Origin of the sequence: Avibacterium endocarditidis (genome assembly GCF_965138825.1) — a bacterium.
GTDB classification, from domain to species: domain Bacteria; phylum Pseudomonadota; class Gammaproteobacteria; order Enterobacterales; family Pasteurellaceae; genus Avibacterium; species Avibacterium endocarditidis.
Genome location: NZ_CBCSDH010000010.1, coordinates 59,374 through 80,333, shown reverse-complemented (window position 1 = coordinate 80,333; position 20,960 = coordinate 59,374). Strand labels below are relative to the sequence as shown.

8 protein-coding genes and 1 pseudogene are annotated in these 20,960 nt (G+C 40.8%); 7 read left to right on the top strand and 2 right to left on the bottom strand.

Annotated elements, in window-relative coordinates; all coding sequences use genetic code 11:
- Positions 1-73: 73 nt before the first annotated feature.
- A complete protein-coding gene (locus ACNAV8_RS07325) occupies positions 74-11,740 on the bottom strand; it encodes a YadA-like family protein (RefSeq protein ID WP_415777480.1) in 11,667 nt (3,888 codons plus the stop codon).
- A 246-nt stretch (positions 11,741-11,986) separates the two neighbouring features.
- Positions 11,987-12,091: pseudogene (locus ACNAV8_RS07320) on the bottom strand (ESPR domain-containing protein); the annotation flags it as partial.
- A gap of 315 nt (positions 12,092-12,406) precedes the next feature.
- Between ACNAV8_RS07320 and ACNAV8_RS07315 the strand changes: the two are divergent.
- The 7 genes from ACNAV8_RS07315 to ACNAV8_RS07285 all read left to right on the top strand — a co-directional run bounded on the left by ACNAV8_RS07315 (position 12,407) and on the right by ACNAV8_RS07285 (position 20,951).
- Positions 12,407-14,329 carry an FTR1 family iron permease gene (locus ACNAV8_RS07315; RefSeq protein ID WP_415777471.1) on the top strand — a complete coding sequence of 641 codons (1,923 nt, stop codon included), beginning with the start codon at positions 12,407-12,409 and terminating at the stop codon, positions 14,327-14,329.
- Between the two features lie 22 nt (positions 14,330-14,351).
- Complete coding sequence (locus tag ACNAV8_RS07310; RefSeq protein WP_017805905.1) at positions 14,352-14,873, top strand: iron transporter; 522 nt, start codon at positions 14,352-14,354, stop codon at positions 14,871-14,873.
- 410 nt (positions 14,874-15,283) lie between these two features.
- On the top strand, positions 15,284-15,781 hold the full coding sequence (locus tag ACNAV8_RS07305) for a transposase (protein ID WP_415777470.1): 498 nt from the start codon (positions 15,284-15,286) through the stop codon (positions 15,779-15,781).
- A gap of 633 nt (positions 15,782-16,414) precedes the next feature.
- Positions 16,415-17,812: a Fe-S-containing protein gene (locus ACNAV8_RS07300; protein WP_415777469.1), complete on the top strand. Its 1,398-nt coding sequence runs from the start codon at positions 16,415-16,417 to the stop codon at positions 17,810-17,812.
- A complete protein-coding gene (locus ACNAV8_RS07295; RefSeq protein ID WP_415777468.1) occupies positions 17,812-19,134 on the top strand; it encodes an ABC transporter permease in 1,323 nt (440 codons plus the stop codon). The genes ACNAV8_RS07300 and ACNAV8_RS07295 overlap by 1 nt, the downstream gene beginning before the upstream one ends.
- Positions 19,135-19,159: 25 nt before the next feature.
- Complete coding sequence (locus tag ACNAV8_RS07290) at positions 19,160-20,272, top strand: ABC transporter permease (RefSeq protein ID WP_103855651.1); 1,113 nt, start codon at positions 19,160-19,162, stop codon at positions 20,270-20,272.
- Between the two features lies 1 nt (position 20,273).
- Complete coding sequence (locus ACNAV8_RS07285) at positions 20,274-20,951, top strand: ABC transporter ATP-binding protein (protein ID WP_415777467.1); 678 nt, start codon at positions 20,274-20,276, stop codon at positions 20,949-20,951.
- Positions 20,952-20,960: the final 9 nt, after the last annotated feature.

The following is a 20,960-nucleotide window of genomic DNA, read 5'->3' as shown; positions in this document are numbered from 1 at the left end:
CTAATCAATATATAAAAAATCCTTCCCCCTAAGGGAAAGGATTTTTATTCTAACAGTTAGTCAAGTAACGAAACTACCATTGATAGCCAACACCCACAGAGCCACCAAAGTCTCCACGAGTATTTGCATTACCTGTTAATTTCAAGATAACTTTACCATTATCACTTGCTCTTGAATAACCTACGGCAATAGCACCTTGTCCTTTATAAGTACCTGCTGCTGCTGCTACCATTGATTTACCAGGCATATAAACCTGCGGTAAACCAGCTGTCGCAGTTGCTCCTGCAATACCTGCACGAAGGTCTTTATTAAGTTTATTGATGTTATTGTTAATGTTACCAACAGCACCTTTTAACTGTCTTACATTCACAGCATCAGTATCATCTTTACCATCTGCTACATTAGTAATACGGTTACCGCCGTTATTCAGGCCATTAGTTGTCAAACTTACTGTACTATTATTGCCAGCTGCATTTGGACCACTAATTGTTACACCATTACCTTGAACAGTTGTAGAGTTTCCTGCTGCATCTGTCGTAGTGACGGAATTTAGACCTTTAAGATCCTTAGCAAGTTTAACTGTTAACTTAGCATTCTTACCATCTTGTTTTGCAACAACACCGATGTTGTTATCAGTAAGATCATCTGCATCAGTTACACCACCCACAATTTGAGTTGTGTTATTTAATGTCATTTGAGCATTACCAACATCGCCTTGGTATTTGATGCCATCATTTAAGGTAGCTACTTGTTCAGTATTACCATCTGGTTTAGTGTAAACAATACGAGTTTTGCTCTCGCCATCTTTACCATCATTACCAGCCAGTCCTTTTTCGCCTTGTGCAACGGTTACACCGGCATTTGAACCATCTTTACCAGCAATACCGATAGAACCATCTTTGCCATTAATTGCAATACCTGGAGCACCATCTTTTCCTGGAACACCATCTTTGCCACCAACAACAATTGAGCCTCCATCAGCACCATTGATTGCTACAGCATCTTTGCCATCAGCACCTTTCACACCAATAGAGCCAGGTTTACCATCTTTACCACCAATAGATACTTCGCTATTTAAGGCAAATTGGATCTCATTGTCTTTTACAGTTGTAATGATATTTCCATTAGGGTCAGTAAATTTAACTGTTTCCCCTAATTTAACATTATCATCACCACCATTATCTGCAGCAATGTTAAAGCCTTTATTAACTAATGCATCTGCAGTGTTGTGTAGATCACTTACATTAACTGCATTATTAGCCACTTTACTTCCATCTTTACCTGCTTCTGCAAGTTGATCTAAGAAGTCCGCTTTATCAGCAGGAACTGGCTTACCATCTACAGTTGGACTAATGTCTCCAATAGATGTACCTACATTCGCTAATTTAGTCGGAGAAGTAGTTGAACCATCTGCGCTATTCATTGATGCAATGACATCACCCGCTTCAACTTTCGTACCACTACCATCTTGCTTAGTATTAAATGAACCATCTGCCTGTTTATACACTTTATCACCATCTTTGTTGGTATAAACCACTGGTAATTGTGCATTCTCAACCACTTTTTGAGAGTTCACTTTCAAGTCATAGTGAATATGACCATCTTCTGGTTGAGGCTGAGGACGACTTACATCAATTGTACCATCAGAAGACTCGACTGTTGTTGTCGCTGCCGCAGCGGCTTCTCTTAACTGTTTCACATTAACTGCATCAGTATCATCTTCACCTGCTGCAACGTTGGTGATTTTATTACCACCATTGCTTAAACCATTTTCAGTTAAACTTACATCTGGTTTAGTTGGATCAGAATTAGTAATAGTAATGCCATCTTTATTAATGACTGTGTTATCACCATCCTTACCGAATTTAGCAGAATCTAAGTCTGTCAGATCTTTAGCCATTTTCACAACTAAAGCTCCATCTTCCACATCAACACGAGTATTAGCATCTGTTGCTGTTGCGTCATTACTTAAACCACCTTTAATTTGTAAGGTTTCATTTAGTTTTTTCGCAACAGTGTCAGAACCATTACCTTGGAAGATTAAGCCATCATTCAAGGTTGCAACTTCTTCTTTTTCGCCATTTGGTTTTTCGTAAACAATACGAGTTTTGCTTTCGCCGTCTTTACCGTCGTTACCATCTAGGCCTTTTGCACCTTGTGCAACGGTTACACCAGCATTTGAGCCATCTTTACCAGCAATACCGATAGAACCATCTTTGCCATTAATTGCAATACCTGGAGCACCATCTTTTCCTGGAACTCCATCTTTGCCACCAACAACAATTGAACCGCCGTCTTCACCTTTGATTGAAACGCCATCTTTACCATCAGAGCCTGCTACACCGATGGAGCCTGGTTGGCCATCTTTACCTACAGTAATCTCATTACCTAAGCCAATTTCTAACTTATGGTTACCAGCATCTGCAGTTACAGTGATACCATCAGTACCCTTAAGCTGAATTTGTTTACCTAATTCTTGAGTAACGGCATCGCCATTATCGTCAGTTAAACCAAATCCTTTTTGCGTTAAGTTTTCAGTGAGTGAATTTGCTGTATTACGTAAATCACTTACATTTACAGCGCTATTTGGCTTACTTACAGCTGCTTTTTCTAATGCTTTTGTGAAATCTTCATCATTTTGAGGATCAATCACACTTTTCACATTATCCAAAGTCTGCGGTTTCGCTGAACCATCTTGTGCTACTAATGATGTACCTGCTGGCGTAGCTGGTTGCGCACCTTCTTTTGGCAAGCCATTTTCTAAATCACTTGCTTTATAGAATGTATCACCTACTTTCACTAATGGATTACCTTGTTCATCAGTATAAACAACTGGTAAACCAGTTACATCAATATGGTAAGAATGAACGCCATTCTTGCTTGTAACAGTAGAAACTTTTGTATTCGCACCATCAACCACTTGAACAGTTTCACCTAATCTAACAGTTTGTGCATTACCGTCATTAGTTTGTAATTTCCAACCTGTATTAATTAAGTTATCAGAAACATTTTTCAAATCTCCGATATTAGCTGCGTTAGTTAATGTAGGATCATTATCTTCTAATGAAGAAATATCTTTATCTCCCAAACCACTTGCAACATTTGTGATTTGATTTCCACCATTATTTAAGCCATCTTTCGTTAAGCTTACAGCTTTTTCTGGAGTACCGTTATTGATAGTCATACCATTATTAGTAATCGTTGTAACCGGATTATCCGATGTTGGATTCTCTGGGTTACCAAATGTTGCACTAGTTAAATCTCTCAATGCCTGCGCCATTTGGATCACTAATTGACCATTGATGCTATCTACACGTAAATTTTTATCTGTTACCGCTGCATCTGATGCTAAACCACCATTATCAGTTGCTTTTCCAGATAGTTTTAACGTGCTATTTAGTTTCTTATCAAGAATCTCACCAGTATCACCTTCAAAGCGTAAACCATCATTTAAGGTTGCAACTTCTTCTTTATCGCCATTTGGTTTTTCGTAAACGATACGAGTTTTGCTCTCGCCATCTTTACCGTCATTACCATCTAGGCCTTTTGCACCTTTCTCTACTTTTACGCTTGCTTGACCATCTTTACCATCAGCACCATCTTTGCCGTTTACGCCATCAACACCATTAAAGACAATCGCGTCTTTAGTGATTGTTGTACCATCACGACCATCAGCACCTTTGACTCCGATAGTTCCATCTTTACCATCTTTACCGCTTACGCGAACATCACCAGAAAGTGAAACTTCTAAACGGCGAGCATCTTGATCTGCATCTTTAGCCGTTACTGTAACCCCATCAACACCTTTAATTTGAATTTGTTTACCTAATTCTTGAGTAACTGAATTACCGTTATCATCAGTTAAACCAAATCCTTTTTGAGTTAAAGAATCAGCAGTATTTTTCAAATCACTTACATTGACAGCACTGTTTGGTTTGCTGTCAGCAGCTTCTTTTAATACTGTTGAGAAATCTTTATCCGCAGTCGGAGTTTCAATTACACTCTTCACATTATCCAATGTTTGAGGTGTAGCAGTACCATCTTTAGAAACTAAAGTCGTTCCTGTTGGTGTCGCTTCTGGTGCATCTTGGTTAACAACACCATCTGTAACATCGTCAGCTTTATAGAATTTATCGCCTACTTTCACTAACGGATTTCCATCTTCATCAGTATAAGCAACTGGTAAACCGGTTACATCAACATGGAATGTATGTTTGCCATTAGCATCAGTTACCGTTGAAACTTTGGTATTTGCACCATCAACCACTTGAACAGTTTCACCTAATTTAACTGTGCTTTCAGTACCATCATTAGTTTGTAACTTCCAACCAGTGTCCGTTAAGTTTTTAGAAACATTCTGCAAATCACCAATATTAGCAACATTTTTCAATGTATCGCCTTCGGCCTCTTCAAGTTTAGTATCACCTAAACCACTTTCAACACCCGTGATTTGGCCAGCAGGATTATTAATCACAATCTGGTTACCTGCAACATTCTGAGTAGTAATTGCACCTGTTGAACCATTTACATTCACACCAGATTTATTTTCTACCCCTTTATTATCAACAGGATTATTACCAAACACAGCGCTGGTTAAATCTGTCAGCTCTTTAGCCATTTTCACAACTAAATTACCTTCATCATCAACATCAACTCGGGTATTCGCATCCGTTACATCTTTATCTTCGGCTAATCCACCTTTAACAGTTAAAATTTCGTTAAGTTTTTTCTCAACAACTTTGTCACCGTTACCTTTGAATTTCAAGCCATCAGTTAAGGTTGCAACAGTCTCTTTGTCACCATTTGGTTTTTCATAAACGATACGAGTTTTGCTCTCACCATCTTTGCCATCATTACCAGCAAGTCCAGGCTCACCTTTCTCAACCTTCACGCTTACTTGACTATTTTGTCCGTCTGCACCATCTTTGCCGTTTACGCCATCAACACCGTTGAATACGATTGCATCTGGTTTCACAACAACAGATTTACCATCCGCACCATCTTTACCATTGGTTACAGTAACCTCTTTAAACTCTGGTGCCTCTGCTACTTGAACTTCAATTTTACCGTCTTTCACAACAGTACGAACATTCTTAGCTGTAGTAGTTACATCATCTGCTGCCCCACCAACGACTTCAACTGTTTCACCAAGTTTTTTGGTTACAGAATTGCCGTCTTGTGCGGTTAAACCAAAACCTTTGTTAGTTAATGCATCAGCAGTATTTTTCAAATCGCTCACATTTACAGCATTGTTGGCATTTGCTGTATTTGCAGCATCTAATTTATCAAGGTAAGTATCGCCAGCTTTATCTGCGATGCTTGAAGCTACATTAGCTAACTTAGTTGGAGTAGAAGTTGAACCATCACCACTATTCATGGAAGCAATAACATCAGCGGCCTCAACGCGTGTGCCCTGACCATCTGCCTGAGTATTAAACGAACCATCCGCTTGTTTATATAATTTATTGCCTTCAGCATCTGTATAAACAACTGGTAATTGCGCTCCCTCTACAACTTGTTGCTTATTAACTTCTAAATCATAGTTTGTATGACCATCTGCTTCAGTAGTTTCGGCAACAAACACTGAGCCATCTTGAGATGTTACAGTAGTTCTAGCCTTTTTCACATCAGCAATATTTGCAGCATTAGTTAATGTATCACCAGTTGCGTCTTCAAGAGCAGTATTTCCTAAGCCACTTGCAACATTAGTGATTTGGTTATTACCATTATCTAAGCCCTCATTACTTAATTTAACGGTATCGTTAGGACCACCAATGAAACTGGTTTCAGTTGCACTACGTACAGCAACATCATCATCACTAGTGGTAACAATAGCACCTCCAGTAATTTCAGTAGAATCACCTGTCGTATCATCAGTGAATACGGCAGAAGTTAAATCAGTAAGATTTTTAGCTAACTTAACAACTAATTCTCCGCCTGTTACATCAACACGAGTATTCGCATCAGTGGCTTCTTCACCTTCATCTAATCCACCTTTAACAGTTAAGGTTTCATTCAGTTTTTTAGCGACAGTTTCAGAGCCATTACCTTTGAATTTGAGACCATCATTCAAAGTCGCAACTTCTTCGTTATTTACTTCAAGACGAGGTTTGGTAGTTGTACCATCAACACCTGGTTGACCGTCAACTTTTGTTGTTAACGTTACGCCATCAACACCATCTTTCCCTGCAATGCTGATACCTGGTTTACCCTCTGGTCCAGTATCACCTTTAATGCTTACACCATCTTTGCCGTCTTTACCTACAACATTGATTGTACCTGCTTGTCCAGGGGTGCCATCTTTAGCTTTTTCGCCAACTGTAACTTCATTGCCTAATGCTAATTTTAATGCGTTATTTTCAGTATCCGCAGTAACTGTAATACCATCTTCACCTTTAATCTGAATTGCTTCACCAAGGTTTTTCTTCACTTCGGTATTGCTATCATCAGATAAAGCAAAGCCTTTATTTGTTAATGCATCTGCCGTATTCTTCAGATCTTTAACATTTACCGCTTTATTCGGTGAACTTGTTGCAGCAGTACCTAACGCTTTAGTAAATTCATCATTAGTTTTACTTCCTTCAGGATCAATAGCGCTCTTCACATTATCTAATGTTTGAGGTTCCGCAGCACCATCTTTAGAAACTAAAGTTGTTCCTGCTGGTGTCGCCTCTTCAGCACTATTATTCACAACACCGTTAGTTACATCGCTAGCTTTATAGAATTTATCACCTACTTTCACTAACGGATTTCCATTTGCATCAGTATATGCAACTGGTAAACCGGTTACATCAACATGGAAAGTATGTTTGCCATCAGCATCAGTTACCGTTGAAACTTTGGTGTTTGCACCATCAACTACTTGAACAGTATCGCCAATTTTAACTGTGGTTTCAGTATTAGAATTAGTCTGTAACTTCCAACCCGTATCAGCAATATTTTTCAAATCACCGATATTAGCAACATTAGTTAATTCAGGCGCATTATCCCCTAATGAAGAAATTGTCTTACCACCTAAACCACTAGTAACACCTGTAATTTGACCTTGTGGGTTATTGATCGTAATCGTGTTACCTGCTGCATTATTAGAGGTAATAGCACCTGTATCACCATCAATTTTAACTCCTGGTTTTGTTCCTGCATCAGACGCAGTAGGATCATTACCAAAAGTCGCGCTGGTTAATTCAGTTAAGGTTTTAGCCATCTTAAGAACTAATTCGCCACCCTCACTATCTACACGCAAGTTTTTATCAGTTACTTCTGAATTTGTATCTAACTTACCTTTAATAGCTAAAGTTTCATTTAACTTCTTATTAATGACATCACCTTTATCACCTTGGAATTTTAAGCCATCATTCAACGTCGCAACTTCTTCACCATTTACTTCAAGGCGAGGTTTAGTATTAGTGCTATCAGTCGCGCCTTTACCATCAACACCAGGCTTACCATCAACTTTTGTAGTTAAAGTTACGCCATCAACACCATCTTTTCCTGCGATGCTGATACCAGGTTTCCCGTCATTTCCAGTATCACCTTTAATACTTACACCATTTTTGCCGTCTTTGCCTACAACATTAATTGTGCCAGCTTGACCAGCGCCCCCATTTTCAGGTTCACCAACAGTTACAGTATTTCCTAAAGCTAGTTTTAATGAATTATCTGTGCTATCCGCAGTAACAGTAATGCCATCTTCACCTTTAATCTGAATAGCTTCACCCAATTTTTTCTTCACTTGAGTGTTTTTATCATCTGCTAAAGCAAAACCTTTATCGGTTAAATCATTAGCAGCTTTTTGTAAGTCACCTACATTGGTAGCATTTTTAAGCGTATCTCCAGATGCAGTAGTAAGATCCTGTCCATCTAAGCCACTTGCAACATTAGTGATCTTATTATCACCATTATTTAAGCCATTCTCGGTTAAGCTAACTGTCTTAGCTGGATCATTTGCACCGCTACCATTATCTTTATTGATAGTTACACCATCTTTATTGATAACCGTTTTATCTGCATCTGACGTACCAAAAGTTGCATCAGTTAAGCCAGCTAAACTTTTCGCTAATTTAACAGTTAAAGTATCAGTGTTATTTGAAACCACTCCGATATTATTATCAGAAAGTTTATCCGCTTCAGTAACACCACCTTTAACATTAGTCACTTCACCTAATTGACGAGTGAACGTGTTCGCACCGCTGTTTTCGCCAACATCACCAGCATATTTTGTGCCTTTAGCAATATTTGTAGTATTAACATCCACTTTCTGGTTAGTTGCATATAACTGGCTACCATTTACTGCATCTTTAGAAGTCTCGGAGATATCACCATCAGCAACATTAGTTACTTTTTTATTGCCTGCATTAATACCTGATTTAGTAATGCTTGGTCCACCATTCAATGTTAATCCATCTTTATTTAATGTATTACCATTGATAGTAACACTTCCGTTTTCACCTAAATTAAGTGTTTTCGCAAGTTCAATTTTTAATTTGTTATCTTCAACTTTAGTTGAAATATTTGAATCAGCACCAACTACTTCAATAGTGTTATTAAGTTTTTTCTTAACTTCTTTGCTATCTTGTGCTTTTAAGCCAAATTCAGCTGCATTTACTTTATCATCAACAGATTTCACCGCACTTTCAGTTGCAGCACGGCCGGCATTTTCACCAGTTCCATAGTTAACGCTATTTGTATCGCGCTCTTCTAAACCTGTAACTTTGCCACCTTCAACTTTTGTGGTTTTGCCATTATTATTAACGGTAATACCATCATTATTCATTGAAGTATTGCCCGTTGTTACAGTATTTGCAGTTACGCTATTTAAATTAACGTCATCTTTCGTTGCAATACTAATTTTGCCTTGAGATTGAGTTAATTTAATATTTTTACCTGCGTCAAAGGTTAAGGTTTCACCTGGTTGAATAGCATCTTCCATTTGACCAGATTGTTCGCCATCTGATTTAGAGACAGTTGCTTTCCAGCCTTGATTTACATGTTTAATTGCTTCATCAATTGTTGTTTTACCTGTGCCACCAACGCCGTCAGCATCTTTATCACCATTTGGAGTTATATTACCATAAGTAATATTTCCTGTATTAGGATCAACAGCAGCATCGCCACCTAAAATATTCTTAACACTATTTGCAACATTGCCAATGACTTCATTTGTTGCATAAAGCTGTGAACCATTGATTGCATCTGTAGATGTTGCTGAAATTTCACCAGCTGCAACATTTTGAATACGGCGCTCGTTATCTGCTGCACCAACAGTTACCACACCGTGTGCTTCAGCTCCAGCAAAACCACTATAGGTAATTGTACCAACAGTTGCACTAGCTACTGTACCACCATCACCAGCAGTTGTAGTATTTCCATCTGAACCATCTTTTTTCTTATTCTTCGTTCCAACAGCTGAACCCGCTGCGGCACGGCTATTTGAACCGATGTAAGCAGAGTTCGCCACATCAGCGGCAACATTATTACCCAATACTTGAACATTAGAAGTGGTTACTGTATTGTCGTTACCAATAACGCGGATACCATCATTAGCACCATCAGCAAGGTTATTATTGTTACCAAACACACCTGAATTATTCGCTGCAATTGTTCCGTTATTATTACCTACAGAATAAGTACCTTCTCCTGTAATTGTTGTTGGATCACCAATTGCACCAGAGTTATTTCCCGTTACAACATTTCCAGTACCAATGGAAATAGCATTAGCTCCTTGAGCTTGCGCACCGGCACCAATAGCAATAGCACTGTTTCCTGTAGCGTGGGCAGATGAACCTAATGCGGTAGCGTCATCAGCAGTTGCACGAGATTGACGACCAATTGCAGTAGAAGCATTAGCTGACGCATTTGCATTGTTACCAAACGCAGAAGATGCAACGCCTAAAGCATTTGAATAAGCACCAACTGCAATTGCACCATTTTCTGCTGAAGTTGCACTTCCACCAAGTGCTATGCCACCAACAGTATTTGCAGAAGATGACGTACCAATTGCAATAGTATCAACTTGATCAGTTGTAGCATTACCTGAACGGGCATTTTTACCAATTGCAATACTTCTCGTTCCAGTTGCTGTAGCAGATGTACCTTGTGCAATCCCATCCGTTCTAGTTGAGCTTGCATTTAAACCAACTGCTATACTTGAACCCCCAGAAGCATTTGATGATGAACCCACTGCAACGGTATTTGCTGCCATAGCCTGGGCACTATTACCAATCGCAGTTGCAGAAGTTTGTGTTGCTTGCGCATCATCACCAAATGCAATAGTTGATTTCTCACTTGCTTTTGTTCTACGACCAATTGCAATTGCATGATTAGAAGTCGCTTGAGCTCGGTAACCTTGAGCAATAGACACTTCTTCACTTGCAACTGCTTCTGAACCAATAGCTATGCTAGAAAGCTTACTTGCATTTGCAGTATTACCAATTGCAATAGTATTTGCAGCACTACCTTTTGCTGATGATCCCATAGCAATGGCATTCGCTTCACTTGCGTTTGCTTTTGTACCAATAGCAACAGAAGAGATCCCTGTAGCCTGAGTTGATTCAGTTGAAGAATAATTATTATCTCCATTACCGAGAGTATTTGCAGAAGTATCGCGTCCACCAATCGCAATGGCGCCTTTTGCATTTGCTGTAGCTGAAGCTCCCACAGCAACTGTACTAATAGCATTAGCCGCTGCTGTTGTACCAACGGCAACACCTAAATTATCTGAATAAGCTTGGCGACCAACTGCAACTGCTGAATTATTAGAGTATGTTGCAGTACCAAGAGATACGGAGGAATTGTTCGCGTTAGATTGTAACCCTAAAGCAGTAGCCACTTCTTTTGCAACAGCACTACCACCAATAGCTACTGAGCCCTCAGTACTTTCAGCACGATCACCAACGGCTAAAGTACCAAAACCACCATTACTTTCATTATTTATATTAGTCCCCGTAGCTCCAGGATGCCCATTATTCCCTCGAACTCCTACGTATGCTCTTGAAGAACTATTAGATTTCGCCCCACTACCAATTGCAATATTTTCCTGATAATTACTTAGTGCATTTGCACCTATCGCAATTGCATTCATCATTTCATCATGAGAATCTGTCGTTGTAGAATTTTCAGTTCTCGCATTTGCACCAATTGCAATAGATCTAGCTCCTGCTGCTCGTGCAACAGAACCCACAGCGACAGAAGAATCACCACTCGCTTTTGTGCTACTTGATTCAGTATAGGTCGTCATTCCTACTTGAGTTCCGTCACTACGTCCACCAGAAACAAGTTGAATATCTGCATCAGCACTACCAATAGCAACAGAGCGTTTTCCTGTGGCAGTGGCAGACTGACCAACCGCAATTCCTGCTGTACCTTTAGCATAAGCAGCAGTACCTATTGCCATCGACATATCTCCCGCGGCAGAAGCTTGACGCATTACAGCTAGAGAATTAAACGCTGCTGCACGTGCTGCGGTACCTAAAGCAATTGCACCAATATCACTTGCGTGAGTAAATGAACCTAGTGCAATAGACATTCCTCCATCAGCGGTTGCATAGTTACCAATTGCAATACCGGAAGAAGCAACTCCTCCGTTAGTTGCACTTTGACCAGCTCGGCTAATAGTATTAGCAAAATTACCTATTGCAATTCCGCTTTGTGTCATATTAGTATTTTCGGTATATAATTTAGACCCACCAGCTCCTGTCGCTGCACTAGAAAGTTCATTATCATTAGGTGTACGAAAAGTCATATTATCAGGCGTTCTATAATTCAGTGGCTGAATTCGAGGGTCATCATTTGCCTGAGCTTTCCCTCTCACCATTGAGCCCGATGAATCACCACCAAGAACCCCTGTATCAGCATTATGTACCGTACCATTTTCATCTGTATAGTTAAATGCCACATACGCATTCGCCGCTGTTGGCAATGCAAGCAACACACTGAGTGAAAGGGAACTTAAAAAGAAACTTTTTAAGGTTTTTGAGGTCTTTTGAACGGAACCCACAACCGTTGTTGGTTTTCCGTGACGAGATGCTAATTCGGAAACAACAACCCAGGTCTGTAGGGATTGATTCCAGACTATACGAAATATTTTGTTCATATCAAAAATCCTAAATGGAAAATAAAAGTTAATAATTAAACGATTAACTGGCTAACTACTTTAAAAAATCCAACAAAGTAATACTCTAGCCTAGAGTAAATCGCTAGAATATTACCAAGTAAACGCAAAATTCTCAAATTTTTTAATGTAATATTTTGTAAATTTTTTCATTAATTTTATGAATTATTGATAGCCAAAACTTGATCTCCATCAACTCCCCTTAAGACTTTTGTTATCTCTCTTGATAAATGCATCACAATAAAGGCATAATAGTGCGTAAATAAGAATAACTTTTATTTAGATTAGAGAGTTGATATGTTACCGTTGCGTTATTCGCGTTACCTGATGGGGGTATTTTTGTTCTTTGTAGCCTCTTTTTCCTCGGCTAACGAAAACTACCAACAATGGGTTCAAGATATTGAAAATCGTCTTAATAAAACCGCTCAGCTTTACCAAAAAAAGCACATTGATGATGCACGCACCGAAGTGCAAATGGCATATTTTGAGGTGTTTGAGAATTTAGAGGGCCCAATTCGCATTAACTTTTCCGCACAAAAAAGCTATCAAATGGAAGCCACCTTTGGCGAGATCCGAAAAATGATCGGGGAAGGTAAACCCTTGCCAGAAGTGCAGGATAAAATTGCCCAACTAAAACAAGATCTGCAATTAGTCTTACCAGTTTTAGAGCAAGGTCATCAGCTCAATGCCTCTAATCAACACGATGTTTATCAGCACGCTGAAATTGAACCTTACTGGCAAGAAAGTTTTAGAACCATTGATGATCTGCTCGCCCAAGCCATCAGCACTTACCAAAAAGGCGATTTTGCGCAAGCGAAAAAATTGGTACAGCAAGCGCAGTATGATGGCTATAAAAACAGCGAAATGGAAATGTCCATTCGTAAAAATCGTTCCGCGGCGGCTTCAGCGAGTATTAATCAACAATTTTATGATTTGATTAAACTCAGTGAGCAACCCGAGCAAATTAATGCGTTAGGCTATCAAATCACCACGCTGTTACAGGATATTGAAGAACAGCTCCCGCAACTGCCAACCACCAAAGTGGCACAGGCAACAACGCAAAGTGCGGTGCAAAATTCGCAAGATTTTTCTGACAACCAAAACTGGGGCGAGGTGGCAACTCAGGTCAATGCGGGAATCAAAAATGCCATTACCCTATTTGAAAAAGGCGAAAGCAAAAAGGCGATGCTTGCGGTGCAAGATACCTATTTCGATATTTTTGAAAATAGCGGAATGGAAAACAAAATCGGCTCGCGCGATAGCAATTTTAAAACAGAAATTGAGGGCTACTTCACTCGCTTAGTGAGTCTAATGAAAGCCAATCAGCCCGCCGAACAACTGCATCAACAAGCACAAGGTTTAGCACAAAATCTCAATAAAGCAGTAGAAATGTTGCAAGGCAATCAACAAAGCGATTGGGCAATGTTCCTTTATAGTTTCTTAATTATGCTGCGTGAGGGCTTAGAAGCCTTGCTGATTGTGGCGGCGATTGTGGCTTATTTAGTGAAAAATAATCATCAAGATAAATTGCCAGTGATTAAGCAATCGGTCTATGTGGCGTTGATCGCCAGTGTTATCACCGCGGCTATTTTCCAGCTGGTGTTCTCTAATTCAGGGGCAAGCCGCGAATTACTCGAAGGTTTCACGATGATGATTGCCGTGGTAATGCTCTTTATGATGAGCTATTGGCTGCTTTCCAAAGTGGAAGCGCAAAACTGGAAACGCTATTTAGAAGGCAAACTGTCCGCCGCACTCAGTACCGGATCGCTCATTGGTTTATGGATCACCAGTTTCCTTGCGGTGTACCGCGAGGGCGCAGAAACCGTGTTGTTCTATTATGCACTGGTTGGCGATGCCACTAACGCGATGAGTTATGTGTATTTATTCGCTGGCATTGTGGCGGGCGTTGTGGTACTTGCTATTTGCTATGTAATTATGCGTTATTCGGTGGTGAAGTTACCACTGAAACCGTTCTTTATGTTTACTGGTTCTTTTATGTATTTAATGGCATTTATTTTCGCAGGAAAATCGGTGCTAGAACTGATTGAAGGAAAACTGTTTGAGCCAACACTAGTTGCCAATGTGCCAGAAATTTCGTGGCTCGGCATTTATCCTTACATTGAAACCCTAACGCCTCAGGCTATTTTACTTATCGCAGCCGTTTTCGCTTTGTTCTATATGAAACACCAAAGCAAAAACAGGCTTAATATTGATTTCTAACCTTTAATAACTAGGAGTTCCTATGAAAAAAACATTCGTTGCAGCGACTTTATTAGCAGGAATTTTAACTGCCCCTTCAGCCCTTGCCTTCAAAGAATACCCAATTGGTGAAGCGGTAACAATGAATGGTATGGAAATTGCTGCCGTTTATTTACAACCTATTGATATGGAACCGCGTGGAATGGGCTTATCTGCGAAAGATTCAGATATTCACCTTGAAGCAGATATTCACGCCACCAAAGGCAACGACAATGGCTTTGGTGAAGGCGAATGGATGCCATATTTAACCATCGCCTACACCTTGGTAAACACCGACACTGGTGAAAAACAAGAAGGCACATTTATGCCAATGGTCGCAGGCGATGGCCCACATTATGGCGCAAACGTAAAAATGATGGGCGTGGGTAACTACAAAGTTACCTACCACATCGATCCACCATCAAAAGCGGGTATGCACCGCCACACCGACAGCGAAACAGGCGTAGGCCGTTGGTGGAAACCTTTTGATGTGAGCTATGAGTTTAAATTTACTGGGTTGAAATAATCTGCAATTTATCTAGCATGCGGGCGGACACATAGGTCCGCCCCTACCAATAATTTACGGAATGATATTAATTGAATTCCATAACCCATAGGGGCGGACCTATGTGTCCGCCCAAAAAACGGAATGATATTAATTGAATTCCATAACCCGTAGGAGCGGCCTATGTGTCCGCCCAAAAAACGGAATGATATTAATTGAATTCCATAACCAGTAGGGGCGGACCTATGTGTCCGCCCAAAAAACAGAATGATATTAATTGAATTCCATAACCCGTAGGGGCGGACCTATGTGTCCGCCCGAAAAACGGAATGATATTAATTGAATTCCATAACCAGTAGGGGCGGACCTATGTGTCCGCCCGTAACTAGATAACCCTTAAACCGTAAAAATGAATTTATGTATTGAATAAAATGACTAATGTAACGGAAAAGCCAAAACGAAAAATAATCCGACTACAACATTATGACTATTCACAAATAGGGCTCTACTTTATTACAGTTTGCACTCACAATAAAGAATGCTTATTTGGTAATATTGAACACCATAAAATGCTAATGAATGATGCTGGAAAAATGATCCAACATTGGTATTTAGAACTTGAAAAGAAATTTCCTAATATAGAATGTTTAGAATATATCGTAATGCCAAATCATATTCACTTTATTTTATACATCAAGGAACAACTGGAATACAGTATTCCTACTATTGTGCAATGGTTTAAAACAATGACAACCAACAATTACATAAAAAATGTCAAAAACAATCATTGGAAACCATTTGACCACAAACTTTGGCAGAGAAGCTATTATGAGCATATTATAAGGAATGAAAAATCCTATCTCGAAATTGCTGAATATATTGAATACAATCCCTATAATTGGAGTAATGATAGCTTATTTCGGAATTGATTACGGGATTTAGACGGGCGAACACACAGGTTCGCCCCTACCAGAAATTTACAGAATGATACTAATCGAGTTCTATACCCCGTAGGGACGGACCTATGTGTCCGCCCAAAAAACAGAATGATATTAATTGAATTCCATAACCAGTAGGGGCTGACCTATGTGTCCGCCCCAAAAACAGAATGATATTAATTAATTCCATACCCCGTAGGGGCGGACCTATGTGTCCGCCCAAAAAACAGAATGATATTAATTGAATTCCATAACCCGTAGGGGCTGACCTATGTGTCCCCCCAAAAAACGGAATGATATTAATTGAATTCCATAATCCGTAGGGGCGGACCTATGTGTCCGCCCAAAAAACGGAATGATATTAATTGAATTCCATAACCCGTAGGGGCGGACCTATGTGTCCACCCGAAAAACAGAATGATATTAATTGAATTCCATAACCCGTAGGGGCGGACCTATGCGTCCACCCGAAAAACGGAATGATATTAATTGAACTCCATAACCCGTAGGGGCTGACCTATGTGTCCACCCGAAAAACAGAATGATATTAATTGAACTCCATAACCCGTAGGGGCTGACCTATGTGTCCGCCCGAAAACCACAGAATGATATAAATTAAAAACTATGAACTACTACTTCGTTTTTTTCCTTCAATCTGTCTTGCCGATTGCTTTGTTATTAGGCGTAAATTGGCTGAAATATGACAACCTTAATTTAAAACGAATCCTTTGGCTTTCGCTGCTGGGGCTAGGTTGCGGGGCGGTGGGTTATTTGCAGTTGCCTGCTTCTCAATCGATGAAACTGGGGCTAAGTATTTTCTTAATGGCGATTTTTGCGCTGTTTTATCTTGCCCATTTTATCCGTTCAAACAAGCTCGCTTATTTTTGCCAATTTGTGCTTTGTTTTGCCGCAGGTGTGCTATGGGCGCGCGATCCGAATATTTCCGCCATTACCAACACGGACGTAATTAACACGGATTTTATCTTGCACCTAAGTACGGTGATTTTTGCCCTGATTTTTTGCTTTTTATTTGCATCTTGGCTTTATCTTTTATTAAAACAAACGAAAACAGCGAAAAAATGCACCGCACTTCCCTTTTTGCTGATTTCGCTCACTACTCTATTTATACTCTTGCCATTAATCGGTGAAGTATTACTTGGCTTGATGAAATTACAAGTGATTGATCTCACCAAAGCGCGCTTAAGTTTCGTGGCAAAATCCAGCAATTTAATCAGTTATAGCAATTATTTTATCGCCACACTTACCGCATTAAGCCTGATTTTATTTGCGCTTAAAATCCATTCTGTCAACAAAACTGTGGTAAACAATACGCTTCACCCCATTGAAAAACGGAAAAAATTAGCCCTATTACAAACCAGCCAACGCACGCTTTTCTGGGGAAGCATCGCCTTATTGACCATTGTTTCTGCGCAACTTTATTGGGATCAAATCGCTTCTCGCCCACCGCAACTTTCTGAAGCAAAACCTGTTACGCTCGATAAACAAAACCGCATTCATATTCCCATTGAGCAGGTGAAAGACGGCAAATTACACCGTTTTGTATGGATTGCCAGTGACGGCAAAGCGGTACGTTTTTTCCTGATCAACCGCTCAAGCAAAAACCTCAGCCTAGCCGCGGTATTTGACGCTTGCATTTTATGCGGCGATCAAGGCTATGTCATGGAAGGGGATCAAGTAGTTTGCGTGGGCTGTGGCGTGCGAATGTTTATTCCGTCTATCGGCAAACCGGGCGGCTGTAACCCCGTGCCGATTGAAGATTGGCAGCAAACGGACAGCGAAGTGATCATCAGCAAAAAAAGCCTTGAAGACGGGCTGAACTATTTTTCTACCATCGTGGAATTGGACGTGAATGATCCTGTGGACGGCACAACATTGAAAAATACCACAGCGGAGCATAAATATAATTATGCAGGCAAAACCTATTTCTTTGCCAACGAACAAAATCTCAATGCTTTCCGCGATCACCCTGAAAATTATGTGGCGAAAGAGGAAAATCCCTAATGCTTACTCGAATGTTATTCCAATCTTGGCGTTATGGGCTAAAACGCAAATTACTTGCCATTATGACGATTTTTCTCGCGGCGGGCTTGGTTTCTGCTCTGCTCGCGGTGTCCATTGATATTGGCGACAAAATGGCTCGCGAGCTGAAATCTTACGGGGCGAATATTTTGATCGAACCAGCCAGTCAGGCGGTGCTATCAAGTGAAATTAATGGCGGAAATAGCCTTTCTACGCAAGATTTTTTAGATCAAAAAGAACTGCCAAATGTGAAAGATATTTTTTGGCGTAATAATATTGTGGGCTTTGCGCCACTGCTCAGTGCTGAAGTGGAAGGCAAAAATCTGACGCAAAATAATACCCATAACATCAGTATTTTAGGCACTTTTTTCGATCGTCCAATTGCCATTCCTGATGAAGATGACTACCACACTGGGCAACGCATTATTAGCCCTTATTGGAAAGTGCAAGGGCAATGGGTGGACGATAGCCAGGAAAATATTGGCGAAAATATCCCCGCATTTTTAGGCAATCAATTAGCCAATCACACGCAGTGGAAAATCGGTGATCAAATTCAACTGAATTATCACGAGGGCGAAACGCAACGCCAGCTTGATCTTCATATTGTAGGAATTTTAAGCACCGGTGGCGCGGAAGAACAGCAGATCGTGCTGCCCTTAAGTGCGGTGCAAAATTTGTTAAATTTATCTGGCAAAGTACAGGCGATCAAGGTTTCTGCGCTTACCGTGCCAGAAAATAAACTTTCGCGCAAAGCCAGAGATAACCCCGATGGCTTAGCTGCTGAAGAATACGATCGCTGGTATTGTACCGCTTATGTGTCTTCGATTTCTCATCAGTTAGAAGAAGCCATTTCAGGCGCAGTCGTTCGCCCAATTTGGCAAGTTGCGGCTTCTGAAGGGGTGGTAATTGAAAAAATCCAGCTCTTGCTCGCCGTGGTAACCGTGGCGGCATTAGTCGCTGCGGCGATGGGAATTGCTTCGTTGATGACCACCACCATTATCGAACGGAGTAAAGAAATAGGCTTGATGAAAGCCCTTGGCGCTTACCAATGGCAAATTGTCTTACTGTTTTATTGCGAAGCCATTATCAGCGCCCTACTCGGTGGTGCGCTTGGTTGCGTAGCCGGTTGGGGACTAGCCAAATTTATCGGCATTACCCTATTCGGCTCGCCTTTAGATTTCGCTTGGATCGTGGTGCCTTGCGTGTTGGTGCTATCAATGATCATTGCCTTAATCGGCACTTGGTTCCCCGCCCATCGCATTGCCCAGCTTTATCCTGTGGAGGTGTTGTATGGCCGCCAATAATGCTCATTCAATCAACGCGCGCACAATGTTTTGGCGTTTAATTATCAATGCGTTACGCTTGCGTTTGCAACGGGTGATGATTATTTTCGCGGCACTCACCGTTGGCGCAAGTATTGTTACCGCAATGGCCGCGGTGTATTTCGACATCAACACCAAAATGAGCCAAGAGCTGCGCACCTTTGGGGCAAATTTTTACATCGGTTCAAACAGCAGTGGCTTGATGAATGAAACGGATTTCAACCACATTCTTAGCCAAGCTCCACAAGGTTTAATCACCGCAGCTAGCCCTTATCTTTATGGCGTGGCTCGAGCAGATTTAGAAAAAGTGGTGATAATGGGCGTGTGGTTTGATGCAATGCGAACCCTTTCCCCTTATTGGCAAATCACAGGATCCCCCATTGGCGTGAATTTTGATGATCGCAACGCGATGATCGGCAAATCCCTTGCCCAACGGTTAAACCTGAACCTTAGCGATAAAATCACCTTGAACAAAGGAACAGAAAAGCACCACTTTACCATTAAAGCTATTGTAGAAAGTGGTGATGCCACGGACAATATGCTGATTGTCAATCTTGAATTTGCCCAGCAGTGGCTGGATAAAACAGGCTTGATCACCAATGCGCTTCTCAATGTGAAAAACGATCAAGGGCAAGTGAGCCAATTTGCACAACAATTACAACAGCAATATCCTGATTTAGCCATTCGCCCGATCTTGAAAGTATCCGCCTCTGAGGGGCAAATTTTGGATAAAATCAAAGGCTTAATGGGCTTGATTTCAGTGGTAATTTTGATTCTTGCCACCCTTTGCGTGAACACTACCTTAATTGCCATTGTGGGCGAACGGGCGAAAGAATTTGCCCTGCAAAAAGCCTTAGGCGCAAAACAGCAAGATATTATTAAGCAAATTGGCACAGAAATTTTACTTATCGCATTTTGTGCTATTGTCGTGGGGCTAATCTTAGGGTATTTACTGGCACAAATTCTCGGTATCACCGTGTTTAAAGCCTATATTGATTTGCGCTTGCCTGTGATTCCAATCACAATTCTGCTCTCGCTCACCGTGGCTTTTGTTGCCGTGATTGTGCCAACGCGCCGCGCTTTAGAAATTCAAACTGCCAACGTTTTAAAAGGCGAATAAAATGGAAAAATACGTTATTGAAACCCAACATTTATATAAACGCTTTGGGCAAGTAACCGCCCTTGAAGACATTAATATCCAAATCGCTGAGGGGGAATTTGTTGCCATAATGGGGGCATCAGGCTCAGGCAAAACCACATTGATGAACATTCTCACCGGGCTTGATACGGCAAGCGAAGGCAAAGTGATTTTAGATGGCGTGGACGCCGCGCAACTCGATGAAATTGGCCGCCAACGATTTCGTGCAGAAAAAATTGGCTTGGTATTCCAACAATTCCATTTAATCCCTTACTTGACTGCGCTGGAAAATGTGATGCTTGCGCAGCATTATCACAGCGTTGTCGATGAAGAAGCTGCCAAAGCAGTATTAGCGCAAGTGGGGTTAGCACACCGTTTTGATCACCGCCCAAGCCAGCTTTCGGGTGGCGAACAGCAACGAGTTTGTATCGCCCGCGCCCTAGTTAATCAGCCCCCCGTCATCTTCGCTGATGAACCTACGGGAAATCTTGATGAAAAAAATGAAAAACTGGTGCTAGATTTGCTCACCGAACTCAATCAACAAGGGCGAACTATCGTGATGGTTACCCATAACCCCGAACTAGGCAAACTCACCCACCGCACCATTTTCCTCCAACACGGAAAATTTTTGCGCGAAGAAGTGAATAATTCACATTGTTAAAGGAGAATA

Excerpts from the sequence above, each read along its gene's own strand:
- ACNAV8_RS07285 (WP_415777467.1), top strand. The coding sequence starts at position 20,274 with ATGGAAAAATACGTTATTGAAACCCAACATTTATATAAACGCTTTGGG.
- ACNAV8_RS07305 (WP_415777470.1), top strand. The coding sequence starts at position 15,284 with ATGACTAATGTAACGGAAAAGCCAAAACGAAAAATAATCCGACTACAA.
- ACNAV8_RS07315 (WP_415777471.1), top strand. The coding sequence starts at position 12,407 with ATGTTACCGTTGCGTTATTCGCGTTACCTGATGGGGGTATTTTTGTTC.
- ACNAV8_RS07325 (WP_415777480.1), bottom strand. The coding sequence starts at position 11,740 with ATGACTTTTCGTACACCTAATGATAATGAACTTTCTAGTGCAGCGACA.
- ACNAV8_RS07300 (WP_415777469.1), top strand. The coding sequence starts at position 16,415 with ATGAACTACTACTTCGTTTTTTTCCTTCAATCTGTCTTGCCGATTGCT.
- ACNAV8_RS07295 (WP_415777468.1), top strand. The coding sequence starts at position 17,812 with ATGCTTACTCGAATGTTATTCCAATCTTGGCGTTATGGGCTAAAACGC.
- ACNAV8_RS07310 (WP_017805905.1), top strand. The coding sequence starts at position 14,352 with ATGAAAAAAACATTCGTTGCAGCGACTTTATTAGCAGGAATTTTAACT.
- ACNAV8_RS07290 (WP_103855651.1), top strand. The coding sequence starts at position 19,160 with ATGTTTTGGCGTTTAATTATCAATGCGTTACGCTTGCGTTTGCAACGG.